Origin of the sequence: Rhodococcus sp. IC4_135 (genome assembly GCF_011602025.1) — a bacterium.
GTDB lineage: Bacteria > Actinomycetota > Actinomycetes > Mycobacteriales > Mycobacteriaceae > Rhodococcus_F > Rhodococcus_F baikonurensis.
This window is the reverse complement of record NZ_JAAOLG010000007.1, coordinates 16,165-42,566: the sequence shown is the minus strand read 5'-3', so window position 1 is coordinate 42,566 and position 26,402 is coordinate 16,165. Positions and strand designations below refer to the sequence as shown.

The following is a 26,402-nucleotide window of genomic DNA, read 5'->3' as shown; positions in this document are numbered from 1 at the left end:
ACGAGAAATCGACAGGAACAGAACACGATGACACACACCGACATCAAGGGACTTGGCTACGTCAAGATCTCGACCAACGACATGGCACGTTGGCGCACTTTCGCTTTCGATGTTCTCGGATTCGCCAAGGGCAGTGGGCCGGACGAGAACGCCCTCTACCTACGACTCGACGAGCGTGCTGCTCGCATCGTCGTCGTCGAGGGTGAGCGCGACGAGATCGTCAACATCGGTTGGGAGGTCGCCGATCACGCCGCACTGCGCCGCGTTCAGGAGGCCCTCGAGAAGAACGGCACCGAGGTCGAGCAGCTTTCGCTTGCCGAAGCAGATGCTCGACGGGTCGAAGAGGTCATCGCCTTCACCGATCCCGGTGGAGCAGCCATCGAGGTCTTTCACGGAGCGATCCTCGACCACAGCCCCGTGGTGACGCCCTTCGGCGCTCGATTCGTCACCGGCTCACAGGGTCTCGGCCACGTCGTGCTCCCGGTGATGGACAGTGCCGCGAGCTTCGACTTCTACACCGAGGTGCTCGGCTTCTACCCACGCGGCGCGTTCCGTCTGCCGGCACCGCCCGAATTCGGGCCGCTGCGAATCCGTTTCATGGGCGTCAACGAGCGTCACCACAGCTTGGCCCTGTGCCCGGCACCGCACGGCGGCGCACCTGGCCTGATTCACATCATGGTCGAGGTGGACACCCTCGACGCCGTCGGCCAGGCACTCGACCGAGTGATGAAGGACGGATTCTCCGTGTCGTCGACCCTGGGTCGTCACACCAACGACAAGATGATCTCCTTCTACGTCCGCGCACCCGGCGGCTGGGACATCGAGTTCGGCACCGAGGGCGCGAAGGTGGATCAGGACTCGTACTCCTCCGAGGAGATCACCGCTGACAGCTACTGGGGCCACGACTGGTCCGGAAGCGAACCACTGGCAGCTATGTAGTACCCGCCCGGTAGTAAACCGACGAAGGGGGCTTGTGCGAATGCTCGCGCAAGCCCCCTTCGTCGTTTCCACCATGACGCGCCCGAAAACAGACCGGTGATCCACTTCACAAATCCGAAACTCTATGACACTATTTCTAATTGAAATAGCCAGTTCACTGGTTGTGGAGCTCTAAGAGAAGTGAGGTACACGATGACACTGCAGGCTGTGGATGCTTTAGGCGGAGATTCGGCCCCGACAGCAATTCTCGATCGCGTCTCGCTGGTTCTCGACGCCTTCGACGGTCCCGGCAGGTTGACGCTCGCTCAGGTCGTTCGGAGCACCGGCCTTCCCCGCTCGTCTGCCCACCGCATGCTCGAACGTCTCGTCTCGATGCGTTGGCTGCGTCGTGACGGCCGCGACTACGAACTCGGTATGCGCCTCGTCGAACTGGGATCGCTCGCGGTTCATCAGGACCGCCTCCACGCTGCAGCCATGCCGCTTCTTCACGAGCTCTACCGCGTCACCGGTTTCGTGGTCCACCTCGGCATCCTCGACGGGCCCGACGTGGTCTACATGGAGAAGATCGGCGGACGCCTCGCCGCCGCGGTGCCGACGCGTGTGGGTGGTCGACGCCGCGCCGAGACCACTGCGATCGGTCAGGCACTGCTCGCGTTCGGTTCGCCGAAGTCCTCGGGTTACGCACTGCCCCACCTCGCCAGAATCCGCGAGTCAGGCGTTGCATTCGAATCCGGAAACGGCCTACCGGGATTCAGCTGTCTTGCGGCACCGATCGGCCCCATCGGCCGCGCGGTTGCCGCGGTATCCATCTGCGCGCCGTCGAAGGCCCTCCGCCTCGACCACGTCAGCGCAGCGCCGGTCCGTATGGCAGCCGCTGCCATTTGGCGAGGCATCGACGGCGGATCGCTGAGTGTCACTCCGACGTTGCAGCGTCGTCACCTGTTGCGCAACATGCCGACCGCAGCCGGAGCCTGACTCAGATATTCGAGCCGTTGCCGGTGAGCCCGGCCTGCTCGAGTGCCAACACGTATTCCTCGACGTTCTTCCATCTGCCGGGTGTCGAGGGCAACGGTGATCCCAGTCGGTCGTGCTCGGCAACGTTCGCGAACTCGGCGGACGCACGGTCGATGTCTTCGAGTAGTTCGCGAGCAAGTTCGATCTCTGCGCGGAAGTACCGTTCCGACCAGCGCAGTGTCATGACCGGGAACGACCACGCCGGCTCGTTCTCGGCATGATCTGCGTGAAGTTTCGCGCGTCGAATCTGCTCTTCGACATTGGCGATGTGGGCTTCCACCAGGGCCTTCAGTCGTTCAGGCTCGTTGAGGTGTCCCATCCACAGACGCAACATCACGCCGTGCTTGAGCACCGGAACTTCCACCGGCGCCTCGCGTGACCACGTCCGGACGGCGTCAGTTCCCGACTGGGTGATCGAGTAGAGGCGCTTGCCCCGCACCCCCGGCTCGGAGACGACCCGGGACTCCACGAATCCGATGCTTTCGAGCTTCTTCAGCTCTGCGTAGACCTGGCTGATGGACGGGCTCCAGTAGAAGAAGCCGACACTCCAGTCGGCCCACTTCTTCAAATCGTTTCCGGTCAGTTCCTCCCCGAACGTCAGCATCCCGAGCACTGCCCAGCTGGTAGCGGGAAGTCCTCGGGACACGTCATCAGGTTCGGACATGCCCGAAGTCTAACAATCACTGGTGATTTGCTGGTTTCGTAGAATCCGAACGGACCGCTGAGCGGGATCAAATTTGCGTGAGGCCCCTCCACCTGGCACTCGGTCGGCCCGGACCCGTGCCGAGAAGCCATTGCTGCCATTGAGTGGGACTGCCGCTGGATTACCGCCGCGCCGCCACACATCGTTGTTTCCGAAGCTGTTTGCAGAGTTTGAACAAGGAGACGACATGACCGTGGAAAACGCCGAGCCGCCAGTTCTGGACGGACGCACACTTCGCAACGTGATGAGCAATTTCTGCACCGGCGTCACCGTCATCACCGCTCACGATGGAGAGTCACCCCTCGGCTTCACCTGCCAGTCTCTGGTCTCGGTCTCTCTCGATCCCCCGCTGCTCTCCTTCTGCCCGGCGAAGACGTCGACGAGTTGGCCGAAGCTTCGCGAAACGGGGACTCTCTGCATCAACGTCTTGGCACACGATCAGCAGGACATGTGTTCGGCGTTCGCACGCGGCGGGACGGACAAGTTCCTCGGCGTCGAATGGGATGCCGCCGGCAACGGCGCTCCGGCGCTGAGCGGCGCGCTCGCCCGCATCGAAGCAACGGTCGAGCAGGAGCACGACGCCGGTGATCACACCATCGTCGTCGCACGCATCACCGATCTGAACGTGCTGCGCCACGACGGTCCGCTTCTGTTCTACCGCGGTGGGTTCGGACGCTTCGACGCCTGAGTGCTCAGGCTGTCCCGCTGCGTGGGAGATGCCGGCGCCGAATCGAGACAGCACCGATAGCGTCCGAAGTAGTTGTCAGACCCTGAACTTCTCGACTGATCGGACTAACTCGATGACCACTCTCGAACCAGACACCACGGCCGCGATCACGGCGACGGTTACCACCTACCTCGATGCCGTGGCTCGCGGATCGTCGGCGGACATCGCCGCCCTCTACGCCGAGAACGCGACACTCGAAGACCCGGTCGGCAGTGAACCCCGAGTCGGCAAGGCAGCGATCACCGAGTTCTACGGCGCTCTCGAGGGCGGTTCGCAAGAGACGGAACTGCTGACCCTGCGGGTGAGCGGATCCAGCGCGGCCTTCCACTTCCGCGTCGTCACGCCGGTCGGCGACCAGATCTACGAGGTCGAACCGATCGACGTCATGACTTTCGACGCGGACGCCAAGATCACGAGCATGCGTGCCTTCTGGTCACCGGCCGATCTGATCGCACGCTGATGCGTCAGGTCAGTTGCCGCAACTGCGGAAATCGTGTCCTGGTGGAGAAGTACAGCGACGCGCACACCAGCGTCCAATGGCTCGAAGAGTCGCAAGAGGTGTGCCCGGAACTGGGGCGCGAGAACGGCCGTGCCAACGCTCAACGGACGTGTGGTGCTCTGCGCCAGACGATCAACGATCTCGCCGACGCCGGAGAGCTCGAGATGAGCCTGCGCAGCTATCCAGTGCCGGGCAAGCTGTCCTGAACGCTTCCGCGTAGCACTTCGGCGAACGTGCGCGCCGATTCCAGGTCGTCGGCGTTCGGCCGCCCCTTGCGGATTCCGCCGAACAGCTTGAACGGAAAATACGTATCCCACGCACGGGACGAGAAGGCGGCGACCACATCGAAGCCCTTCTGTTCGAGCAGCTGAACCAGCGGACGCGAGAAGCGATGAATCCCCTTGTCGGGAAATCCACTGGTAGCAAAGACAAAAGCCTTGGATCGTCGTTCTACGGCGAGCGAGTCGATGAACGAGCGTAGATCTTCGTGGTACGAGCGCAGATAGATTCCGGACCCGAAGCCCACGAGGTCGTAGCCGGCGAGCTCCGCGGAGTCGATCTCGCCCGGTTCGACCACGCGAGCATCGAGAACCTCTGCGATGACGTCGGCGATCCGCCGCGTATTGCCGTGGGAGACAGAGGTGCACACGATGATTGCCTTCATCGACTGCCTTCATTCGTCGTGGACATATGCATTTTCTCCCCAGGGTTGGTCACGGAACTCCCCCAAGGATATGGGCAGGAATAGGATCGATTGCCCATTGGTGAGGAAAGATACCCGGCATGTCAGCACGATTGAAGGGGCGAAGACGAGCGGTGAACGCGTTGATCGTCGACGTCGAACGATGGGCCGCCGAGCACGATGACGTCAAAGCTGTAGCCCTGGTCGGGTCCTACGCGCGCGGCGCGGAGCGTATGGCGAGTGATGTCGATCTGATGATCCTGGCCGAAGATCCAGACGCGGTTGTGAACGGGGATTGGTTCATGCAAATCCGTCCCAACGCGCGGTTCGTCGGCGCCGCGAACTGGGGGCCGGTCCGAGAGCGGCGTCTCCGCCTGCGGTCCGGGCTCCTCGTCGAACTGAACTTCGCCACCGAAAGCTGGGCGGACGTTCCCCTCGACGAGGGCACTCGACGCGTTCTCGCGGACGGCCACCGAATCCTGTACGACACGGGACCTCTCGATGTCGCCACGGGCGCGGCAAGAACTCCTCGATGAGCACCGCGACGGCCTTCGAAATCCTGGCCGCCGAAATCTCCGCCTTGCGCGGCTCTCCCCTCGTCGCGATCGACGGTGTCGATGGGAGCGGCAAGACGACATTCGCGAAAACTCTTGCAGCACAGCAGAATGCACGCCCCGTCATCGTAATTCACGTCGACGACTTCCTCAATCCGCCGGAGATTCGTCATCGCAGAGGTCGGCAATCGCCGGAAGGCTTCTGGCTCGACAGCTACGACTACGACGCCCTCGAACGCCATGTTCTCGACCCACTGACACCGGGAGGAACCCGCGAGTACCTGCTACGACGGGACAGCGCCGCGTACCTGCATGCAGCCGATGGAGCGATAGTCCTCGTCGAGGGCCTGTTCCTGCATCGTGACGAACTCGCCGAAAGATGGGACTACTCGATTTTCCTCGACGTGCCCTTCGAGGTCACCGCGCAGCGAATGCACCTTCGCGACGGAACGAACGCAGATCCGGAACATCCGTCGATGAACAGATATGTCGGTGGCCAACGGCTCTACTTCGCGGCCGCACGACCCTGGAGCCGAGCGGACTGCGTCATCGACAACTCCGACCCTGCCCTACCGCGCATCCTCTCCTAGTACCGCGTCAAGATCGCAAGCGATACTCGTATTTCGCCATCCCTCCCTGCCTGGGACTTCTCCCGAACGGTCGCGACAAGTCCGTTTTTACGGTTCTATGGACACGCATGCTCGTTCGTCAGATTCTCGATCACTCGAGGTGATCGTGGGGATGTGAAGGAAGTGCCACAGTGGTCGAACACATCGGCAGCAGGGCCGAAGACGCTCTCCTTCGCGGCGGCCGCTTCTTCACTCCTGGCGAGTTCTCCGCCGACCTCAGAACTGTGAATCGTCGAGGGGGACGCGACGGCGACATCTTCTACCGGGATCGCTGGAGTCACGACAAGGTTGTGCGGTCGACGCACGGAGTCAATTGCACCGGTTCGTGTTCGTGGAAGATCTACGTCAAGGACGGCATCATCACCTGGGAGACCCAGGAGACCGATTATCCGACGGTGGGACCTGACCGGCCCGAATACGAACCGCGAGGGTGTCCACGCGGGGCCGCCTTTTCCTGGTACACCTACTCCCCCACCCGCGTCCGGTACCCGTACGCACGCGGCGTGCTCGTCGAGATGTACCGCGAGGCGCGAACGCGACTCGGCGATCCGGTGGATGCCTGGGCTGACATTCAAGCCGATCCGCAGCGTCGCCGAAAGTACCAGCAGGCCAGGGGAAAAGGCGGATTGGTACGAGTGACGTGGGCGGAAGCCACCGAAATGATCGCGGCCGCGCACGTGCACACCATCAAGGAATACGGCCCCGATCGCGTTGCAGGTTTCTCCCCGATTCCGGCGATGTCCATGGTTTCGTTCGCTGCCGGATCGAGGTTCATCGAACTTCTCGGTGGCGTGATGACGTCCTTCTACGACTGGTACGCGGACTTGCCGGTCGCCTCACCTCAGGTTTTCGGCGATCAGACCGACGTGCCGGAATCCGGGGACTGGTGGGACGCGTCCTATCTGATGATGTGGGGATCGAACGTCCCGGTGACTCGCACACCCGATGCACACTGGATGGCCGAAGTTCGCTACCGCGGAACCAAAGTCGTTTCGATCAGCCCTGACTACGCCGACAACACCAAGTTCGCGGACGAGTGGATGCCGTGCGCCGCCGGGACCGACGGCGCGATGGCCATGGCGATGGGACACGTCATCCTCTCCGACTTCTTCGTCGAGAAGAGCGAACCGTTCTTCGTCGACTACGTACGGCAGTTCACCGACCTGCCGTTCCTCGTCACCGTCGAGGAACGCGACGGGCGCCTGGTCGCGGGAAAGAATCTGACGGCCGCAGATCTCGGCGAATCGAGTGAGAACGCCGCGTTCAAACCGGTTCTCGTCGACAGCGTCACCGACACCGTGGTCGTACCGAACGGCTCACTCGGCTTCCGTTACGGCGACGAAGGTGTCGGGAAGTGGAATCTCGATCTCGGTGACGTGGTACCGGCATTGACCGTCGCCGCCGACGGAGGCGAGACCGCCGAAATCCATCTTCCTCGTTTCGACACCCCAGACGGTCACGGCGAGAGCATGATTCGGGGAGTGCCGGTGCGCCGCATCGGAGACCGTCTGGTGTGCACTGTCTTCGACCTCATGCTCGCGCAGTACGGGGTGCGGCGCGACGGTTTGCCCGGCCTCTGGCCCACCGGCTTCGACGACGCGAGCGCGCCGTACACCCCCGCCTGGCAGGAATCGATCACGGGTGTCAGTGCGTCGCAGGTGATTCGAATTGCGCGTGAATTCGCCACCAATGCCGTCGACTCGGGTGGCCGTTCGATGATCATCATGGGTGCCGGGATCTGTCAGTGGTTCCATGGCGACGCGACGTATCGAGCTGTCCTCAGCCTGCTGATACTCACCGGATCGATGGGCCGGAACGGCGGGGGTTGGGCGCACTACGTCGGGCAGGAAAAGTGCCGCCCTGTCACCGGCTGGACAGCCGTCGCGATGGGCACCGATTGGCTCCGACCGCCTCGCCAGATGGCCGGCACCTCCTACTGGTACGTCCACACCGACCAATGGCGATACGACGGCTACCAGGCCGACGCCTTGTCCAGCCCCACCGGCCGCGGCAATTTCCGTGATCGTCACACCATGGACGTGCTGACCTCAGCCGTGTCGATGGGATGGACGCCGTTCTACCCGCAGTTCGATCGCTCCAGTCTCGATCTCGCCGACGAAGCAGACACTCACGATCGCGATGTCGTCGAACACGTCACAAGCCAATTAGCTTCGGGAGAGCTCAATTTCGCGGTCACTGATCCAGACAATCCCAAGAATTGGCCCCGGGTTCTGAGTGTGTGGCGGGCAAATCTTCTGGGTTCGTCGAGCAAAGGCAACGAGTACTTCCTTCGTCACCTCCTCGGCACGGACTCGAATCTGCAGGCGGAGCCGACACCGGAAGACCTGCGCCCGAGCGAAGTGACGTGGAGCGACGACATCCCCGAGGGCAAACTCGATCTGCTCATGTCGATCGACTTCCGGATGACGTCCACCACTTTGCTGTCGGATGTGGTTCTGCCGGCCGCGACCTGGTACGAGAAGGCCGACCTGTCGAGCACGGACATGCACCCGTTCATTCATGCTTTCACCCCCGCCATCGACCCGCCGTGGGAAACACGTTCCGATTTCGACGCTTTCGGCTCCATCGCCAAGACATTCAGTGTCCTGGCGCGCAAGCACCTCGGGAAGCGCCGAGATGTCGTGATGGGCACACTCCAACACGACACACCTGGCGCAATGGCCTATCGTGCAGGCAAAGAACACGATTGGCGCGCTCGCGGCGAGACACCTGTCCCGGGAAAGACCATGGGCCCGCTCGTAGTCGTCGAGCGAGACTACCCAGCAGTCGCCGAACAATGGGCTGCGTTGGGTCCACTCGTCGAAAAGGCCGGACTCACCACCAAGGGCGTCACGACGCATCCGACACGCGAAGTTGAAGAGTTGGCGGCCAAACACGGGGTCTTCGATTCAGGTGTTGCCGCCGGTCGACCGGCGCTCGACACTGCCGAGAAGATGGCCGAGACAATTCTGGCGCTGTCCGGCACCTCCAACGGACGATTGGCCGTCGAAGGGTTCGCCCAGCTGGAAAAGCGAACTGGTCGACCACTGACTCACCTGGCATCCGGTAGCGAGGAACGGCGAATCACGTTCGCCGACACTCAAGCTCGCCCGGTTCCGGTCATCACCAGTCCGGAATGGTCCGGTAGTGAAACCGGTGGTCGCCGATACGCACCATTCACTGTCAACATCGAAGAACTCAAACCCTTCCACACCCTGACCGGTCGAATGCATTTCTACCTCGATCACGACTGGATCGAGGAGTTGGGCGAGCAGCTACCGATCTACCGGCCACCGCTCGACATGGCAAGCCTCTTCGGCGAGCCTGCGCTCGGTGATCGGAACGGTGGAATCGGTTTGAGCGTCCGGTATCTGACCCCTCACTCGAAGTGGTCCATCCATTCCGAGTACCAGGACAACCTGTTCATGCTCTCGCTCTCGCGTGGCGGTCCGACAATGTGGATGAGCCCAGGAGACGCTGACAAGATCGCGGTGTCGGACAACGACTGGGTTGAAGCGGTCAATCGCAACGGTGTGGTCGTGTGTCGAGCGATCGTCTCGCACCGGATGCCGGACGGGGTGGTGTACGTCTATCACGCTCAGGAGCGGACCATCGACGTGCCACTTACCGAAACGACGGGAAAGCGTGGCGGAATCCACAATTCGCTGACCAGACTGTTGATCAAACCTTCCCACCTCGCCGGCGGTTACGCACAGACGTCGTTTGCTTTCAACTACCTCGGTCCGACCGGAAATCAACGTGACGAAGTGACGGTCGTACGACGTCGCTCGCAGGAGGTGACGTACTGATGCGAGTCATGGCGCAGCTGGCGATGGTGATGAATCTGGACAAGTGCATCGGCTGTCACACCTGTTCGGTGACGTGTAAACAGGCGTGGACCAACCGATCCGGCACAGAGTACGTGTGGTTCAACAACGTGGAAACGCGACCAGGGCAGGGTTATCCGCGAACCTACGAGGATCAGGAGAAATGGAACGGCGGTTGGGTCCGCGACAAGAACGGCCGACTCCGCCTGCGTGACGGTGGCCGACTGAAGAAGCTCTCACGCATCTTTGCGAATCCGAAAATGCCGTCCATCGAAGACTATTACGAACCCTGGACGTACGACTACGAAAATCTCACGCAGGCGCCCTTGGGCGAGCACATGCCGGTGGCAGCACCACGAAGCCTGATCAGCGGCAAACCGATGAAGGTGGAGTGGTCGGCGAACTGGGACGACGATCTGGCCGGTTCGCCTGAGATCGTGCCGAACGACCCCGTGCTGAAGAAGATCAACGAGGAGGTCAAACTCCAACTCGAAGACACCTTCATGTTCTATCTACCGCGGATCTGTGAGCATTGCCTGAATCCGTCGTGTGTCGCATCCTGCCCGTCAGGGGCGATGTACAAGCGAACCGAAGACGGGATCGTTCTCGTCGACCAGGACAAGTGCCGCGGCTGGCGGATGTGTGTCTCCGGATGTCCTTACAAGAAGGTGTATTTCAACCACAAGACGGGCAAGGCCGAGAAATGCACGTTCTGCTACCCGCGCGTCGAAGTGGGGCTGCCGACCGTGTGTGCGGAGACCTGCGTCGGCCGCTTGCGATACATCGGCCTCATCTTCTACGACGTCGACAAGGTACTCGAGGCGGCGACCGTACCCGACGAGAAGGATCTGTACGAGGCTCAACTCGATGTCCTGCTGGATCCGAATGATCCCGAGGTCGTCGAAGGTGCTCGTGCAGAGGGTATCTCGGACGAGTGGATCGAGGCGGCACAGAGGTCACCCATCCACGCTTTGATCAAGGACTATCGCGTCGCACTGCCCCTTCATCCGGAGTTTCGCACCATGCCGATGGTCTGGTACGTCCCGCCCCTGTCTCCCGTGGTCGATGCCGTGAGCCGCGACGGCCACGACGGGGAGGACGTCGGCAATCTTTTCGGTGCTCTCGACTCGTTGCGGATTCCGATCGAATATCTGGCCGGACTGTTCACGGCCGGCGATACCGACATCGTCGACGGAGTTCTGCGACGACTGGCCGCGATGCGTTCGTACATGCGCGACATCAACCTCGGACGTGAACCTCAGCCCCATATCCCCGAGGCAGTAGGAATGACGGAGGAAGACATCTACGAGATGTACCGCCTTCTGGCTTTGGCCAAGTACGAGGAGCGCTACATCATTCCCACTGCCTACGCGGTCGACGGGCACAGACTCGAGGAGACGGCAACCGAGTGCGCTCTGGATTTCGACGGCGGCCCCGGTATGCACGAGTCCGGACCGTTCGGCGAGGCCAGCGGTGGCCCGGTCCCGGTGGCAGTCGAGACCTTTCACGCCTTGCGTGAGCGTCAGACGACGGAGGAATTGTCCGCCAACTCCGCTGACCCGTCCCGGGTCAATCTCCTGAACTGGGACGGCAAGGGCAAACCCACTGGGCTCTTTCCCGATCGAGGTGCGCGTCGATGATCGGGTTCGGCCGAGGCAATCGCAGAAGCGGTCGCCGCAGCGCGGTCGCGCAACACCGACTGGTGTGGCATGCCGCCGGATTGCTGTTGGCCTATCCCGACGCGGGGCAAGGCGAGCGACTCGGCGTCGTCGAGGACATCCTCGGCCATCTGCCGCCGAATTCGCGAGATCAGCTCGCCGAGACCTGTCGCTTTCTGCGCGGCTGCGACGAATACGTCGCGGCCACACAGTACGTCGAGACATTCGACCTCCGGCGGCGCAGCACCCTCTACCTGACGTACTGGACTGCGGGCGATACACGCAATCGAGGGCGCGAGATATTGTCGTTCGCCGACGCGTACCGCGGGGCCGGAGTCGAGCCTCCGAAGAGCGAATCGGCAGACCACCTGACCGTCGTACTCGAGTTCGCCGCATGCGTCGATCCCGAAGCCGGATCGAAACTGCTCTCAGCGCATCGTGTTCCGCTGGAGACCATCTGGTCTGCACTGACCGACTCGAGCTCACCGTACGCGCCGGTTCTCGCGGCGGTGTGCGGAACACTGCCGTCCGTGTCGAATCAGGACGTGCTTCGAGCCCAGCATCTAGCGGCGTCGGGTCCGCCGGCCGAAGCAGTCGGACTCGAACTCTTCACCTTGACCGTCCCACCCCGCCGTGAAGGAGTGACGTGAGATGTCTGCCGGTGAAATCTATTGGGATGTAGTTCCGTACGTGGTCTTGGCGATCTTCGTGATCGGTACGTGGTGGCGCTATCGCTACGACAAGTTCGGTTGGACGACACGATCATCCCAATTGTACGAACACCGATTGCTCCGCATCGGCAGCCCACTGTTCCATTTCGGGATCCTGGTCGTGATCGTCGGGCACTTCATCGGGTTGGTGATACCGCAGTCGTGGACCGACGCGATCGGGATGAGCGAGCACGTTTATCACGTGCAAGCCCTTGTACTGGGCTCGATTGCGGGTGTTTCCACATTGGTCGGAGCCGGGATTCTCGTGTACCGCAGGCGCACCCGCGGACCCGTCTTCATGGCAACGACGTGGAACGACAAATTGATGTACGTGGTGCTGATCGCCGCAATCGTCGCCGGTCTGGCAACAACAGTGCTCGGCTCCGGTGCGTTCGGTGAGGAAACCAACTACCGCACAACCGTTTCCCCATGGTTTCGTTCGATCTGGATCCTGCAGCCCCGAGGTGACCTGATGGCTCAGGCCTCGCTCGATTTCCACATCCACGTCTCGATTGCCATGGTGCTGTTCGCATTGTGGCCGTTCACGCGCCTCGTGCATGTCTTCAGTGCACCGGTCGCGTACCTGTTTCGGCCGTACATCGTCTACCGCAGCCGCGACGACGCTCGTAAGAACGAGCTGGTCGGCTCACGTCCCCACCGTCGGGGTTGGTGAACTCACCGCCCGCAATCGTCGCAGCGAAGCGATCAGCAGGACTGTGCACAGCGCTACCGCCGGCCACACCAACACTTCACCTACCGGCTTCAACCAGGTAGCTGACGCCGTCGCTGCAACGGTCAGTGACGCGGCCGAGGTCATGCCCATCGGGAACGCGGTCGACCAGCGTCTGACGTCGTAGTCGAGTCGCGGCCAGACCAATTCGCAGACAAGCAACACCGCATAACATCCGAGCACGATGACCATGAGCCCCACGCTCAACCATTGGCAGAAATGATGCAGTCCTTGCGGCCAACCGACAGCCTGCGCTGCTGCGGACAGTTTTCCGGCCGCAAGCGTCGAAATCGCCAGCGCCCCACCGAAGACCCAATGATCTCCGGCACCGACGCGGAGCTGGTTGAACGAGAACCTGACGAGCACCAGGACATAGAACGCCAGGCCGAGGACGAAAGCAACGGCCGACGGAATCGCGATCCAATGCGCCGTGGTTGTGGCCGCCAGCGTTGCTCCCAACACAGCCAGGCCCTGGGTGGCCACACACAACAGAAAATGCACGCCGACGGTCGGCGAAGTCCAGTGTCGAATCACCGCCGGTATGAGCACGATCCACGCGAGCACTGCGATCGCGAGCGCAGTGAATCCGACAAGACTCCAATCGAACAGGGCGAATCGCGTGCCCAGGACTGTCGTCGCCGCTACGCCCGTGAGTGCCGGAGGGGTATCCGCCTCGTCGATCCACCGTGCTCGATCATCGACCAACCTCGATGCGAACACCACAGTGAGAACGAGCCAGATTGCCGTCCCGATCACCAGCCATACCAGCGAAAACGCCTCGAGCCCGATCAGATGCAACGCTACGGACACGATTCCAGAGGACATCGCGGCCGCTCCCGCGCCCGGAGGGATGACCTCGAGCGTGCGGCCTGCTGTCGATCTAGCGCGGTGATCGCCGGACACACATCCATGATGCGTGACGGTGCAGCCGGGTGCGGTGATTTCGACCCGGCAATTCGAATTGGTCCGCCCCGAATCGTTCACCGCCGCTGACATTGTCCGCCCAGTATCCTTCGATCGACGAGACGACACCCGGTGCCGACGAGATCAACCGTTGACGGAAGGACGGATTCATGAGTAACAACCTGACGGCCATCGACATTCTCCTCGAACCCGATGGAGCGATGCTCGCACGGGCAAAGTCGATCAATGACTTCATGCTCACAAGCATCCCGTCACCCCCAGGATTCGCTCTCGACGAGAATCACCGTCCCCACATCACGGTGCTTCAGCGATACGTGCGCACCGGCGACCTCGGCCGCGTCTTCGAAGAGGTACAGCTGCTGCTGGAGAAGGTGGATCTGAGCGCGCTCAGGTTGACCGCCGTGAGCCTGGCACACATGGACGTCAACGATTCTCCCGACGCCGGGCTTGCAGCGATCATCGCGACACCCGGACCGGAGATCCTCGACTTCCAAGCGAATCTCATCGAAACGATCCGCCCCTTCACCGAAAACGGCGGCACCGCCCAAGCATATGTGCGCACGGAAACCGAACCCGACATCAACGAGCAAACGGTCGATTACATCGACCGTTACGTTCCCGAACACAGCGGAGCAAACTTCCTCGCCCACATCACCGTCGGAATGGCCAGGCTGAGCGATCTGACGACTATCGAGGCCGAACCCTTCGACCCGCTTTCCTTCTCACCTTCCGCAATCAGCATCTACCAGCTCGGCAACAACGGCACCGCCGCCAAGCACCTCAAAACCTGGACCGCATGATTCCCCAAGCCGACAACCTCGAAACTGCCGGCAATAACGCCTGGATGTCAGGATTCCGGCTCGCGATCACCGTACGATTTCATCCCCGCGACACTGAATCTCCATGCCCACAACTCTGAATCGCGTTGCCGAGACAGTGGAAACGAGCGTGCGACGCTACAACGAGGCGCGCACGTGCAGCGCTGCGAAGGACTGAGTCACGCACGAGCGGCCTTGACCTCGTCGAAGAACGCGATGACGGCGGCTTCATTCTCCGGCGGGACCGTCATTGACGCCCGTGGACCCGCTACCGCGATGGAGTCGTCGGCGAGCCGGTTTCCAATGGTGAGCTTCAGTCCCGACTTCGACGGTTTCGCCTTCACCGCAATGTGTTCGACATGCCAGCGAGCCACTTCGCTCGTGCTCGCAGCGGTGCGGTCGAAGACCTCCACCGTGCGGTGGTCGAGGACCATGACGATGTTGGTCCCGACGGTAACTTCCAGATAGCGTCGTTCCGCCACGGTGTGCGCCTTTCGGTCAGTTGAACCCGACGCTACACACCGTGGCAGATCTCAGCGTGACATAACTCCGCTATTCAAAACTTCAGCTGTTCAGAACTTCTGTTGTTCAGAACTTCTGTTGTTCAGAACTTCAGCGGGATGAACTACCCGCATCCACCGGCAGGGCGACCGACGTGATGTAGCGGGCCTCGTCGGAAGACAGGAATAGAGCAGCGTTCGCTACGTCCACCGGTTCGATCCACGGAATGGCGAGCATGTTCATCGTCATCGCGGCCGCAGCGAATTCCTCCCGCGTCGGGTTCTCGAGATCGGGGCGGAACTTGCCGCGCACCAACGGGTTCTGAATCATCGGGGTGTCGACGTTGGTGGGATGGACCGTGTTGACCCGCACGTTGTACGGCGCCAGTTCCTTTGCCAGCGAACGCATCAGACCGACTACACCGTGCTTGGCTGCGGTGTAATGCGCAACCCCGACCAGCCCCCGAAGTCCGGCGATGGAGCTCGTGAGAGTCATCGATCCCCCACCTCGCTCGATCAAGTGCGGAGCCGCGACCGTCGTGGTGTGCCACACCCCGGTCAGGTTCACGTCCAGCATGGTCTGCCACATCGTTTCCGACATGGTCAGTGCCGCGTCGGAGGACGTGATACCGGCTGTAGCGCACACGATGTCGAGTCCGCCGAGCGCTTCGACCCCCGCGTCGACCGCACTGCGTAGTGCCTCGAGATCCCGAACGTCCACTACCGCAGATTCGACCTTTCGCCCCATCGCCCGGATCTGCGCAACGGTCTCGTCGAGATCGGCCTCTGTTGCGGGCGGCGTGACTGTCGTTTCCACCGACGTGCACACGTCGACCGCGATGATGTCCGCGCCCTCTTCGGCAAAACGCACGGCCTGAGCCCGCCCGATTCCCCGAGCCGCACCCGTGATCAGCGCGATCTTGCCTTCCAATCGAGAAGTCATCAATTCACACTTTCTGGGTCAGGCCGGCGTCGACGACCAACTGACAGCCGGTCATGTAACGGGACTCCGCGGATGCGAGAAACAGGACGGCATTGCTGACATCCACCGGATCGACCCAGGGAACGGGCAACAGGTTGCGTGCGCTCAGTACTGCAGCAGCATCTGCTTCGGTGGGATTCTCGATGTCCGGGCACAGGTTCGCGAACACTCGCTCGTTGATGATCATCGGGGTACGTACCGAACCCGGATGCACGGAGTTGACGCGAACGCCCTCCGCCCCCAACTCGTTGGCCAGCGTTCTGGCCAGACCCACCACAGCGTGCTTGGCGGCGCTGTAATGACCTGCTCCGGCAATACCTTTGATTCCGGCGGTCGAGCTGACCAGAACGACGGATCCACCGTCGCCGAAGTGCGGAACACAGGCCTTGACGGTGTGCCACGCCCCGGTGAGATTGACGTCCAGCGATCGGTTCCACACTGCCGGTTCGATGGTCCACGACGGTCCGGGTGTGTCGTAGACGCCGGCGTTGGCGACCACGACGTCCAGACCCCCGAGTTCGGTAACGCACTCGGCCACTACTGCGGCCAAGCCGTCGAAGTCCCGAATGTCCGCCACACCGGTGACCGCGACACCGCCTCGATCACGCACTGCCTGAGCGGTTTCCGCCAACCCCGATTGTGCTTGTTCGACGTCCAACGCGATCACGGACGCGCCTTCTTCGGCGAGCCGCTCGCAGTGTGAACGTCCCATTCCGCCGGCAGCACCCGTTACGAGCACCCGCCTGCCCTCGAGACGACTCATGCGTGCACCGCGCTGTTCAGCTCGAAGCCTCGGTATCCCGCTGCTGCCACGTCTGCACAGATGTCGGAGTAGACACCGAAGCCTCCGATGAAGGGCATGAAGATCCTCGGCTTTCCCGGGATGTTGGCTCCCATGTACCAGGAGTTCGCGGATGGAAACAATGTTGCCGACGCCCGACGCGAGCACTCCTCGAGCCAGGTGTCCACGGCTTCGGCGCTCGGCTCGATGGTGTCGATGCCGTTGGAATCGAGATGGTCGATCGCGCCGGCGATCCAGTCGACGTGCTGCTCGGCAGCGAGGATCATGTTCGACAGCACACTCGGGCTACCGGGTCCGGTGACGATGAACAGGTTCGGGAAGCCGTGCACTCCCAATCCCAGATAGGTTCGCGGACCCGCATGCCAGTTCTCTCGCAAGGTCTCGCCGCTGCGGCCACGGATCTCGATGCGATCGAGTGCCCCGGTCATCGCATCGAAACCGGTGGCGAACACCAATGCGTCGAGTTCGTAGTGGGCGTCGGCCGTCTTGATCCCGGCCTCGTCGATTGCCTCGATCGGTGCACTCTTGAGATCGACCAGGCTCACGTTGTCGCGGTTGTAGCTCTGGTAGTAGTCGGTGTCCGTCACGATCCGCTTGGTCCCGATGGGATGATCGTTCGGGATCAGCAAGTCTGCGATGGCCTGATCTTCGACCACCGATCTGATCTTGGCCTCGGCAAACGCTGCTGCCGTTGCGTTGGCGTCGATGTTGCTGGTCTGGTCGGCGAAGGTTTTGGCGAACAGGACACCGCCGAGCTTCCACCGCTCTTCGTAGGCCGCGTTTCTCTCGGCCTCGGACACCTCGAGCGCACTGCGAGGGTCCGAGACGAACGGTGATCCACCGCCGCTGCGCTTGGACAGTGCTCGACGCTCGGCGTAGTCGGCCTTGATCTCGGCGCGCCGCTTGTCGTCGAGCGGCGTGTTTCCCGCCGGCACACTGTAATTCGCGGACCGCTGGAACACGAAGAGGTGCTCGGCTTGCTCGGCGATCAAGGGAACGGACTGGATGCCCGACGATCCGGTACCAATCACTCCCACTCGCTTGCCGGTGAAATCGACGCCCTCGTGCGGCCAGAAGCCGGTGTGGAAGACCTCACCGCCGAAAGTCTCCCGACCTGCAATGTTCGGAATGTTCGCGGTCGAGAGGCTGCCAGTGGCGCACACCACGAAGCGTGAGGTGACGTCATGACCACCGTCGGTGCGCACTCGCCACGTCGACGAAGCCTCGTCGAACTGTGCGCTCTGAACACGGGTATCGAACGTGAACCCACTGCGTAGGTCGAAACGATCGGCAACGTGATCGAGGTAGGACAGGATCTCCGGTTGCGCGGCGTACTTCTCGCTCCAGTCCCACTCCTGTTGCAGCTCTTCGGAGAACGAGTAGGAGTAGTCGAAACTCTCGACGTCGCAGCGTGCGCCCGGGTAGCGGTTGAAATACCACGTGCCGCCCACTCCGGAGCCCGCTTCGAAGCCGTGGACACGCAACCCCTGCTCGCGAAGTCGGTGCATGGCGTACATGCCGGCGACGCCGGCGCCGATGACTACGACGTCGAGTGGTGCGGTGGAGAAGTCAGGATCGGTCATGGTGGTCACGCTACGAGTGGGTTGGTTGGTAGAGGAACGGGTTCTCCCGCTGGGTGGGCGGAGCCTCCACCCCATGACACTGGGTGGGCGGAGCCTCCACCCCATGACACTGGGTGGGCGGAGCCTCCACCCCATGACACTGGGTGGGCGGGCGGTCGGGCGAGGCGGGTTTGTCCACCGATCGGAGGACACCGATGTCGTCCGGCACTGGGACCGGTAGGCGGACAGACCTGAAGGGAATTGGGGGCCATAGTTGTCTCATCACCGAAACACACGGTCACCGAGACCGACAAATCGAGGAGAACATGATGAGCACCAACACAATTCGACCCGAAGCAATTTCCTTCTCCGGCCTCAGCATGGCAGCTCTGGTTGCCCGCGCCGCCGGTGCGAACACGGTGAAGTCGATAACCGACACATCTGTCACGACGGCGATGATCAGCAATTCGGGTCGCGGGGCCCTGTATCTGGTCGACGCGTCCAATCCGAACGGCGACTGGGTCGTCCCGCCGGCGGATTACATCCTCCCCAACACGAACGTCAACGTAGTCGCTACCAGTAAGAACCAGAACGACTTCCCCATCGTGCTCACGTACCGCTCCGACGACGGTGGAGTGTTCGTCTTCAGTGCCACCAATTCGAAGACCAGGGCAGATGTCGGCGGTACGTACGCCACCGACGGCCACGACGTCACGGTGACGATGACCTCGGGTTACCCGGCCATGAATGTCACCTACGTGATCCGGTGACGCTTGCTCACTCCAACAGACCCTGTCGCATCGCAGCGGCGACGGCGGCGCCTCGATCGTTGACTCCGAGTTTCTCGTAGAGGCGCTGTACGTGGGTCTTGACAGTGGAGGGCGCGAGAAAGAGCTGTGCGGCGATGGCCGGGATGCTTGCGCCCTGCGCGATCAATCCGAGAACCTCACGTTCGCGGGCACTGAGCGTCGGACCGGAAGGTTCACTGCGACGCCGGACCTCCCCCACCAATCCGGCGGCGATGCTGGGCGGCAACACGTCTCGGCCCGCGGCACAGTCGAGTACGGCGCTCACGATCTCGGCGCGAGTGGATTCCTTCGGCAGGAACCCGGCAGCGCCGGCTTGCAGAGCCTGATAGACGACGGACGACTCGTCGTGAGCGCTGAGCAGTAGCACCCTGGTCGGAAGCTCGTCTCTGGCCACTGCGGCGGCGACCTGAGTTCCGTCCAGGTGCGGCATCCGGAAATCGAGCAGCGCCACCTTCGGGCGTAGTTCGCGGATCATTGCGAGCGCTGCTGCGCCGTCGTCGGCCTCGCCCAGGACGTCGATGCTGTCACTGCCGGTCAGAGCCCGAACCACGCCCTCACGGAACAGCGGGTGATCGTCGCCGACCACCACGGAAACCTTGCCGACCACCGGCTTCGTGCCTTCTCGCATTGCTCACTTTCTCACGCCCGTATCAGCAATGCGAGCACTTGCGCCTCCCCCGATCGGGGGACAGACGATTCAACCCCGCCGCGGCCCCGTCGGCGGACATACAGCAGCACTCATTCGCGACAAGATTGATTCATCGCCGAGAACGGCAACCACACACCATCCCAGGAGCAGACATCATGCGTACCAACACCACTCGCTTCGTAGCAGTCACCGCAATTGCCCTCGCTCTCGGCGGAACCGCTCTGGGAACCGCAGCGATCGCCAACGCCGGCACCATGCCGACCGACGGCCCGACGGTTGCCATGACCATCACCAACAACACCGACAACCCGATGCTGCTGGACAGCGCGTCCAACCCCTACGGACAGTGGATCAACGGCCCCCGCTCCTACCTCGCCCCGCACACCACCGAGATCGTCACCGCGTACAGCAGCGATCCCCGAGGCATCGGTGTCGACGTCACCTACAACGTGGCCGACGGCGTCCAGACCGTGATGGCGGCCAACAACTACGCCGGCAACCCCACCCTCGACGGCACCCGCATCATCGGCGACCCGACGCACGTCATCCTCACCGACTACATGGCCACCGGCTACCCCACGATGAATGCCTCCTACGACGTCTTCACGCAGAACTGAACCAAGCGTCGAAGCACCCACGAACTTGATCCGCTACGGCCCACGACCCGGTATCCGCATGGATGTCGGGACGTGGTGTGCGCTGACCAGCTCAGACGCGTTCGACCAACACGCAGCGGGCACCACTGAAGATAGTGGGCATGCACTTGTTGCAGTGGATGCACAGTGAATGGGTATCGGATTCGGCTGCGATCCGATTGATCAGATCCGGTTCTCTGAGCAGCGCCCGTGCCATGGCGACGAACTCGAATCCCTCCGCCATTGCCGTATCCATTCCAGCCTTGTCCGTGACACCGCCGAGCAGCACGAGCGGCAGCTTCACCGCAGCACGGATCTGCCGAGCCTCTTCCAACATGAACAGCGGCTTGTACGGATAGGTATGCAACATGCTCTTACCCACCAACTGCACACCGAGTCGAACAGGTTGCGGCATCGCGGCGGCAAACTCGCGGATCGGCGCATCGCCCTTGAACAGGTACATCGGGTTGAGCAGTGAGCTACCCATCGTCAACTCGAGCGCATCGACGCTTCCGGATGCTTCGAGCCACTGCGCCACCTGGATTGCTTCGTCGACCCAGAATCCTCCTGGCACACCGTCGTCCATGTTCAGCTTGGCCAGGATGGCGATCTTGTCGCCGACTGCATCGCGCACACTGCGCGCGGTGTCGAGTACGACGCGAGCCCGGTTCTCCAGCGATCCGCCGTAGGAGTCCTTACGACGGTTGAGTTTCGGGCTCAGGAACGAGCTCGCGAAATAGTTGTGACCGAAGTGGATCTCGACGGCGTCGAATCCTGCCTCGACGGCAAGTCGCGCAGCGCTCCCGTGCGCCGCCGCAATTCTGGTGATGTCCGCTGTGGTGGCGCTGCGAATCATCCTCATGCTCAACGGATTGAACGAACTCGACGGTGCCAGCGCGGGCAGTCCGGTCGACTTCTGGTTCGCCACGGGACCGGCATGCCCGAGCTGCGCCGACGCAGCAGCACCTTCGGCGTGAATGGCATCGGTGAGCCGCCGTAGCCCGGGGAGGGCATCGGGCCGCATCCACAGCTGACCGTATTCGGTGCGTCCCTCCGGTGCGACGGCGCAGTACGCGACGGTGGACATCCCGACCCCACCGGCTGCCGGGCGTCGATGGAATTCGATCAGCTCATCCGTGACCAGGGCGTCGGGAGTTTTGCCTTCGAATGTCGCGGACTTGATGATTCGATTTCGAAGGGTCACCGGGCCGAGCTTTGCCGGGGCGAGTACGTCGGGAGCAGCGGTCATCAAGTTTGCCTCTCGCGGGAGTTGTGTCCAGGACGGTAAATCCACGGCCGAGAGATGGCCAGCGCCCGTGCCACGGAGCGGGAAACGACTTCAGCCCGGCCGAGGTGGCCGGGCTGAAGTCGTCAGTGCCGTTCAGACTCGTCCGAAGTACGCATCCTTGAGCACTGCCAGGTCGTCGATGTCCTTGGCGTCGGCGTCGAGAACCACCTTGCCGATGTCGAGGACCGTCACGTGATCGGCGACGCTCATCGCGGCCTCGACTGCCTGCTCGACCAGCAGAACAGCCAGGCCGGTTTCCTTGAGTTGTTGGACGCGGTCCATCACCTCACCGACGATCACGGGAGCGAGACCGCCCGAAGGTTCGTCGAGAAGGAGTAACCTCGGCTGCGCCATCAGCGCTGCGCCGATCGCGAGCATCTGCTGCTGACCGCCCGACATGGAACCGGCGGGAAGCGAACGCTTCTCCCCCAGGATCGGGAACATCTCGTACATGGACTCGACGGACTCCATGAGTTCGCTGCGCTTCACCTTGCGGGTATAGCCACCGAGCAGGAGGTTTTGTTCGACGGTCTGCTTGTGAAAGACCCGCTTGCCCTCCTGCACGTATGCCATTCCCTGCCGCACCCGCTTGTGCGCGGGAACTCCGGTGATGTCGGCGCCGTCCATTTCGACGGTTCCAGAAGCCACCTTGTTGAGGCCGGACAGGGCACGCAGCGTGCTCGTCTTGCCGGCTCCGTTGCGTCCGAGGAGGGCTGTCACCTGACCGGGATAGACGTCGAACGAGACGTCCCAGACGACGCGCAGATCGCCGTACCCGGTCTGCAGGTTGCGGACCTTCAGAATCGGTTCCATCACTTCACCTCACTGGTCTGATGGTCCACCGCGCCGATTTCTTCGAGAAGCGCTTCCTCATCGCCGGACTTCACTCCGAGATACTCGCTCAACACGCGTGGGTGATGTTCGATCGTCGCGGCGTCACCGGTAGCGATCACCTGTCCCTGAGCCAGTACCACGATCTCGTCGGCCAACGAGAGGACGAGGCGGAAGTTGTGCTCCACCAACACCACTGTGGCCCCGGCATCACGCAGCACCCGGATCAGGTCTGCCAGGCGTTCGAGTTCGTCCTCGTCGAGTCCGGATGCCACCTCGTCGAAGAGGACGACCCTCGGCTCGGCGATGACGGCGCGAGCAACCTCGAGCATGCGTCGCATCCCCAGGGGCAGCGACGTCGCGATCTCGTTGCGTAGGTGCGACATCCCCACGAGTTCGAGGACACGCTCGGCCTCGACGATGTCGGCCTTTGCGATCCTGCGGAAGCTGGGCAGACGAAGCACGGCCGACGCCATCGACGCGCGGTGCACCGAATAGCGTCCGGATGCAACAGCTTCCAGAACCGTGATGTTCTCCGGAATCGTCGGAGTCTGGAATGTCCGCGCCACACCCACACGGGCCACCTTGTGCGGCGACGACTGCGAGACCACCGTGTCACCGATCGTGATCACACCCGCATCGGCGGTGTAGAACCCGCAGATCATGTTGAGCATGGTCGTCTTGCCTGAACCGTTGGGTCCGATCAACGCGGTGACCTTACCGGCCTCGGCCGTCAACGTTGCCGCATTGAGTGCCTGGTTACCACCGAATGCCTTGGACACTCCGTCGACCACCAACCGAGCACCGTTGATCGCCGCAAGTTCCGGTGTCCCACCGCCGTTTTCCTTTGCAGTGACTACGCCCATGCCGGCCTTGCGATCGAGTCTCGAGACGATCGCTCGTCCGACCTTGGTCAAACCACCGGAGAGCAGCACGCCGCCGATGATCAGGAAGCCGCCGTAGAAGATCAGCGAGTACTCCTGGAACGCCGTCGACTGGTTGGGGCCGAGCTGCATGATCGCGGCACCGACAACGGCGCCGTACACACTTGCCGCCCCGCCCAGGATCGACGCCGCCAGAACTGCTGTGGCAAAGGTGAACCCGAAGGCCTCCGGCGAGATGAACAGGTCGGTGTTGGCGAACAGCGCACCCGCCAGACCCGCCGGGAACGCACCGATCGCATAGCCGAGCAGCTTCATCCGGAACACCGACACACCCTGCGACGACGCCAGAACCGGCGACTGCTTGAGCGTGCGGAACGCGATGCCGTGGCGTGAGACCACGAGGTTGCGCATCACCGCGAACCAGAGGACGGTCACGACGACGACCACCATGTAGTACTGCTGAGTATCGAGTTCGGAACCGAAGAGCGTCGGCGGTTCCATACCGGTGAGGCCGTTTCGGCCGCCGGTCTTACCGCCGAAGATCGCCAGTACGTCCGGTACCAGCAGGACCAGGAAGAACGACGTCATCGCCAGGGACCAGTTGCCCAGGCGCAGACCGGGAACACCGGTCAAGATACCGACCGCCAGCGCCACAGCTCCGGAGGCAGCGAGCTGGAGCAGAATGTCGGTGTGACCGGCCTGGGACATCAGACCCGCGGTGTAAGCACCGGCCGCGTACATCGCGGCCTGGCCGAGCGCCAGTTCACCGGCGAAGCCGAGGCTCAGGTTCAGGCCACTGACCACCAGTGCCAGGATGCAGGCCAATTGAATCTGCCGTGATGTCGACAGATCCAGCCCGAGGACCGGGAGCAGCAAGATCACTACCGCCAGGACCAGCGGGATGATCCAGCTCGGAAGGGAACGGAAAGTCCGCCACGCGCTTACCATCTCACACCACCCGTTCTCGGACGTTGCCGAACAAGCCGGCAGGTTTGACCATCAAGATGACGATCAGCACCGTGAAGACGGCGATATTGCTGTACTGACTTCCCGCCCACAGAGCGGTGAACGATTCCACCAGGCCGACGGTCAGTCCGCCGATCAAAGCGCCTGGCAGAGAGCCGAACCCGCCGATCGCCAACGCCACGAATCCCTTGAGGGCGAGCGCGGCCCCCAATGTCGCAACTGCAAACGTCTTGGGGCCGACCAGCAGTCCGAGGACACCGGCAAATGCACCCGAGAAGGCAAACGCACCCAGCGCCAAACGTCGGACGTTGACTCCGCGCAGCATCGCCGCTTCACGATCCTCGGAGATACCGATCAGAGCCAGACCCGTCATGGTTTTCTTGGAGACGTAACTCAACCCGATGACCAGTGCGATCGCCGCAACAAGCAGAGCGATCTCGACCGGGTAGGTGCGGCCGCCGAGTAGGGTGATCGGTTCGTTCGATCCGAAGAACGGAACCGTGAGAGGTTCACTACCCCAAATCAATTGAGTTGCACCATTGAGCAGAGTGGCAACACCAAGCGTGGTAACCAACTGGTTCTGGTGATCGGCCACCGGTCTGATCGCGACGATCTCCTCGACCGAGGCGAGGAGCATCACGGTCACGGTTGCCATGACGGCCACCACGAGAACGGGGAGTTTCAGGGTTACCAGACCCGTGTAGGCGACGAAGGTGCCCACCATCATCAGCTGAGCTTGAGCGAAGTTGAAAGTGTTGGACGAAACGAAAACGATGTTGTACCCGATGGCAACCAGCACGTAGACCGCGCCGAGCGCCAATCCGGACCACAGAATGGTCATGACGCAGCCGGGTTTCCGAACTGACCGTTGAGGATCTTCGTCGGGCTGATGAACTTCAGCTCACTGGTATCCGGGTTCGGGCCGTGGTTGTCGGAGCTGAAGTTGTAGCGCGAGAGGAATGCGGTCTTGGCATTCTCCTGGACCTCTGCGGTTTCCAGTGCTTCGGCGAGCTTCTTCGGATCGGTCGAACTGCCGACCTTCTCCGCTGCCGCCGCGACGAGGGGGAATGCGTCGTAGTTGTCCGCGAGGATCAGCGTCGACGGGATCGAGCCCAGCGACGCCATCGTGTCCACCATCGTGGTGACGAGCGCGTTGTTCGGATCGAACACCGTGCTGGTGAACACCTGCGTCACGAGGTTCTTCACCTGTGGGGTGCCGAGCACACCGGCGGGCGGATCGTTGGCGATCAGGTTGGTAGCCGAGACCGACGTGTTGCCGATCAACGGCACGTCCCAGCCGAGTCGCTCCAGGCTCTGCAACACGTATCCGAGCGGGGCGCCGTACGCGTCCAACGCGATTGCCGTTGCACCGGCATTCTTCAGCGACTGCAACTGAGCCGTCATGTCCAGCGCGGCGGCGTCGTACTCCTCGTTGCCCGCAGCCTTCAAGCCGACCTTCTCGAGCGCACTGGTCATCTCCTCGCCGAAGAGTTCACCGTAGGCGGTACTGCCGTGCAGGACTCCGACGCTGCTGTAGCCCTTGGTCTTTGCATACTCGGAGATGCCGCGAGCGGTGTCGGTCGCACCCGGAGCCAGGTCGAAGTTCAGCGGGAACTTCGAGGGGTCCGTCGAATCGGGAGAAGGCGCCATGCTCAGCGAGAGGATGTTGTTCTGCTTGAGGATCGGGAGAACCGCAGCCGCAATCGACGAAGGACCCGAGTTGAGATAGAGGTCAGGCTTGTTCCCCGAGTTGATGGCTTCGCGCAGCTTGGTGACGGCGATGGTTGCATCACCCGCGTCGTCGACAGTGGTGAGCTCGATCTGACGGCCACCGATTCCCCCGGCCTCGTTCTGGACCTGAACGCCGGCCTTGGTGGCCAGCAGCGAGGTCTGCGAGTTCGCCGCGAGAACGCCCTGTGCACTGATCCCGCCGGTCAACAGCACTCGGTACGGCGAATCCGCGCCACCTTCGGACTCCGAAGAACCACTACACCCCGCGAGAGCCAGAGCCGTCACGGCTACTGCCGCAACAAGAATGGGCCGACGATTCATGTCTGCACTCCTAGAACACATGTATGCA

27 protein-coding genes are annotated in these 26,402 nt (G+C 62.3%); 14 read left to right on the top strand and 13 right to left on the bottom strand.

Annotated features, from left to right (window positions below):
• Positions 1–27 precede the first annotated feature (27 nt).
• The gene (gene bphC, locus G8767_RS14960) at positions 28–939 is read left to right on the top strand and encodes a biphenyl-2,3-diol 1,2-dioxygenase (protein ID WP_019749416.1); all 912 of its coding nucleotides are present in this window, start codon (positions 28–30) and stop codon (positions 937–939) included.
• A 192-nt stretch (positions 940–1,131) separates the two neighbouring features.
• Complete coding sequence (locus G8767_RS14955; protein WP_206029392.1) at positions 1,132–1,914, top strand: IclR family transcriptional regulator; 783 nt, start codon at positions 1,132–1,134, stop codon at positions 1,912–1,914.
• 1 nt (position 1,915) lies between these two features.
• On the opposite strand, the gene G8767_RS14950 is transcribed toward G8767_RS14955, so the two are convergent.
• Positions 1,916–2,617 carry a PadR family transcriptional regulator gene (locus G8767_RS14950; RefSeq protein WP_019749414.1) on the bottom strand — a complete coding sequence of 234 codons (702 nt, stop codon included), beginning with the start codon at positions 2,615–2,617 and terminating at the stop codon, positions 1,916–1,918.
• A gap of 226 nt (positions 2,618–2,843) precedes the next feature.
• On the opposite strand from G8767_RS14950, the gene G8767_RS14945 reads away from it, so the two are divergent.
• From G8767_RS14945 to G8767_RS14935, 3 genes are all read left to right on the top strand, one after another.
• On the top strand, positions 2,844–3,344 hold the full coding sequence (locus tag G8767_RS14945) for a flavin reductase family protein (RefSeq protein WP_019749413.1): 501 nt from the start codon (positions 2,844–2,846) through the stop codon (positions 3,342–3,344).
• Positions 3,345–3,456: 112 nt separating this feature from the next.
• On the top strand, positions 3,457–3,843 hold the full coding sequence (locus tag G8767_RS14940; protein WP_095972459.1) for a nuclear transport factor 2 family protein: 387 nt from the start codon (positions 3,457–3,459) through the stop codon (positions 3,841–3,843).
• A complete protein-coding gene (locus G8767_RS14935; RefSeq protein ID WP_019749411.1) occupies positions 3,843–4,088 on the top strand; it encodes a hypothetical protein in 246 nt (81 codons plus the stop codon). The genes G8767_RS14940 and G8767_RS14935 overlap by 1 nt, the downstream gene beginning before the upstream one ends.
• Here G8767_RS14935 and G8767_RS14930 read toward each other — a convergent pair.
• On the bottom strand, positions 4,061–4,546 hold the full coding sequence (locus G8767_RS14930) for a flavodoxin family protein (protein ID WP_019749410.1): 486 nt from the start codon (positions 4,544–4,546) through the stop codon (positions 4,061–4,063). The genes G8767_RS14935 and G8767_RS14930 overlap by 28 nt on opposite strands.
• Before the next feature lie 119 nt (positions 4,547–4,665).
• Here G8767_RS14930 and G8767_RS14925 point away from each other — a divergent pair, with 119 nt between their 5' ends.
• From G8767_RS14925 to narI, 6 genes are all read left to right on the top strand, one after another.
• Positions 4,666–5,100: a nucleotidyltransferase domain-containing protein gene (locus G8767_RS14925; protein ID WP_166810590.1), complete on the top strand. Its 435-nt coding sequence runs from the start codon at positions 4,666–4,668 to the stop codon at positions 5,098–5,100.
• The gene (locus tag G8767_RS14920; protein WP_124567328.1) at positions 5,097–5,708 is read left to right on the top strand and encodes a uridine kinase; all 612 of its coding nucleotides are present in this window, start codon (positions 5,097–5,099) and stop codon (positions 5,706–5,708) included. The genes G8767_RS14925 and G8767_RS14920 overlap by 4 nt, the downstream gene beginning before the upstream one ends.
• Before the next feature lie 170 nt (positions 5,709–5,878).
• A complete protein-coding gene (locus tag G8767_RS14915) occupies positions 5,879–9,556 on the top strand; it encodes a nitrate reductase subunit alpha (RefSeq protein ID WP_166810589.1) in 3,678 nt (1,225 codons plus the stop codon).
• Complete coding sequence (gene narH, locus G8767_RS14910) at positions 9,556–11,214, top strand: nitrate reductase subunit beta (protein WP_019749405.1); 1,659 nt, start codon at positions 9,556–9,558, stop codon at positions 11,212–11,214. Before G8767_RS14915 ends, narH begins: the two co-directional genes overlap by 1 nt.
• Entirely contained in the window at positions 11,211–11,882 is a 672-nt protein-coding gene (gene narJ, locus G8767_RS14905; RefSeq protein ID WP_166810588.1) for a nitrate reductase molybdenum cofactor assembly chaperone, read from the top strand. The genes narH and narJ overlap by 4 nt, the downstream gene beginning before the upstream one ends.
• A gap of 1 nt (position 11,883) precedes the next feature.
• Complete coding sequence (gene narI / locus G8767_RS14900; RefSeq protein ID WP_019749403.1) at positions 11,884–12,615, top strand: respiratory nitrate reductase subunit gamma; 732 nt, start codon at positions 11,884–11,886, stop codon at positions 12,613–12,615.
• On the opposite strand, the gene G8767_RS14895 is transcribed toward narI, so the two are convergent.
• A complete protein-coding gene (locus tag G8767_RS14895) occupies positions 12,589–13,575 on the bottom strand; it encodes a tellurite resistance/C4-dicarboxylate transporter family protein (protein WP_166810587.1) in 987 nt (328 codons plus the stop codon). The two genes, narI and G8767_RS14895, sit on opposite strands and share 27 nt — an antisense overlap.
• A gap of 170 nt (positions 13,576–13,745) precedes the next feature.
• On the opposite strand from G8767_RS14895, the gene G8767_RS14890 reads away from it, so the two are divergent.
• A complete protein-coding gene (locus G8767_RS14890) occupies positions 13,746–14,396 on the top strand; it encodes a hypothetical protein (protein ID WP_166810586.1) in 651 nt (216 codons plus the stop codon).
• Between the two features lie 197 nt (positions 14,397–14,593).
• Here the strand turns inward: G8767_RS14890 and G8767_RS14885 are convergent, their stop codons facing one another.
• From G8767_RS14885 to G8767_RS14870, 4 genes are all read right to left on the bottom strand, one after another.
• Entirely contained in the window at positions 14,594–14,896 is a 303-nt protein-coding gene (locus tag G8767_RS14885; protein ID WP_166810585.1) for a hypothetical protein, read from the bottom strand.
• A 130-nt stretch (positions 14,897–15,026) separates the two neighbouring features.
• On the bottom strand, positions 15,027–15,857 hold the full coding sequence (locus G8767_RS14880) for a mycofactocin-coupled SDR family oxidoreductase (protein WP_029538560.1): 831 nt from the start codon (positions 15,855–15,857) through the stop codon (positions 15,027–15,029).
• A gap of 4 nt (positions 15,858–15,861) precedes the next feature.
• Complete coding sequence (locus G8767_RS14875) at positions 15,862–16,659, bottom strand: mycofactocin-coupled SDR family oxidoreductase (RefSeq protein ID WP_166810584.1); 798 nt, start codon at positions 16,657–16,659, stop codon at positions 15,862–15,864.
• Positions 16,656–18,281, bottom strand: a complete 1,626-nt coding sequence (locus G8767_RS14870; RefSeq protein WP_166810583.1) for an NAD(P)/FAD-dependent oxidoreductase — start codon at positions 18,279–18,281, stop codon at positions 16,656–16,658. The genes G8767_RS14875 and G8767_RS14870 overlap by 4 nt, the downstream gene beginning before the upstream one ends.
• Before the next feature lie 308 nt (positions 18,282–18,589).
• Between G8767_RS14870 and G8767_RS14865 the strand changes: the two genes are divergently transcribed.
• Positions 18,590–19,030 carry a hypothetical protein gene (locus G8767_RS14865; protein ID WP_166810582.1) on the top strand — a complete coding sequence of 147 codons (441 nt, stop codon included), beginning with the start codon at positions 18,590–18,592 and terminating at the stop codon, positions 19,028–19,030.
• A 7-nt stretch (positions 19,031–19,037) separates the two neighbouring features.
• On the opposite strand, the gene G8767_RS14860 is transcribed toward G8767_RS14865, so the two are convergent.
• The gene (locus tag G8767_RS14860) at positions 19,038–19,697 is read right to left on the bottom strand and encodes a response regulator transcription factor (protein ID WP_166810581.1); all 660 of its coding nucleotides are present in this window, start codon (positions 19,695–19,697) and stop codon (positions 19,038–19,040) included.
• Positions 19,698–19,873: 176 nt separating this feature from the next.
• Here G8767_RS14860 and G8767_RS14855 point away from each other — a divergent pair, with 176 nt between their 5' ends.
• Complete coding sequence (locus tag G8767_RS14855) at positions 19,874–20,335, top strand: hypothetical protein (RefSeq protein WP_095972469.1); 462 nt, start codon at positions 19,874–19,876, stop codon at positions 20,333–20,335.
• Positions 20,336–20,426: 91 nt separating this feature from the next.
• Here the strand turns inward: G8767_RS14855 and G8767_RS14850 are convergent, their stop codons facing one another.
• From G8767_RS14850 to G8767_RS14830, 5 genes are all read right to left on the bottom strand, one after another.
• Entirely contained in the window at positions 20,427–21,602 is a 1,176-nt protein-coding gene (locus tag G8767_RS14850; protein ID WP_124567335.1) for an NADH:flavin oxidoreductase, read from the bottom strand.
• A gap of 132 nt (positions 21,603–21,734) precedes the next feature.
• Entirely contained in the window at positions 21,735–22,454 is a 720-nt protein-coding gene (locus G8767_RS14845) for an ABC transporter ATP-binding protein (protein ID WP_050656301.1), read from the bottom strand.
• A complete protein-coding gene (locus G8767_RS14840) occupies positions 22,454–24,304 on the bottom strand; it encodes a branched-chain amino acid ABC transporter ATP-binding protein/permease (protein ID WP_166810580.1) in 1,851 nt (616 codons plus the stop codon). The genes G8767_RS14845 and G8767_RS14840 overlap by 1 nt, the downstream gene beginning before the upstream one ends.
• 1 nt (position 24,305) lies before the next feature.
• Positions 24,306–25,163, bottom strand: coding sequence for a branched-chain amino acid ABC transporter permease (locus tag G8767_RS14835; RefSeq protein ID WP_166810579.1), 858 nt, complete (start codon positions 25,161–25,163; stop codon positions 24,306–24,308).
• Positions 25,160–26,374, bottom strand: a complete 1,215-nt coding sequence (locus G8767_RS14830) for an ABC transporter substrate-binding protein (protein ID WP_095972473.1) — start codon at positions 26,372–26,374, stop codon at positions 25,160–25,162. The genes G8767_RS14835 and G8767_RS14830 overlap by 4 nt, the downstream gene beginning before the upstream one ends.
• Between the last annotated feature and the right edge of the window lie 28 nt (positions 26,375–26,402).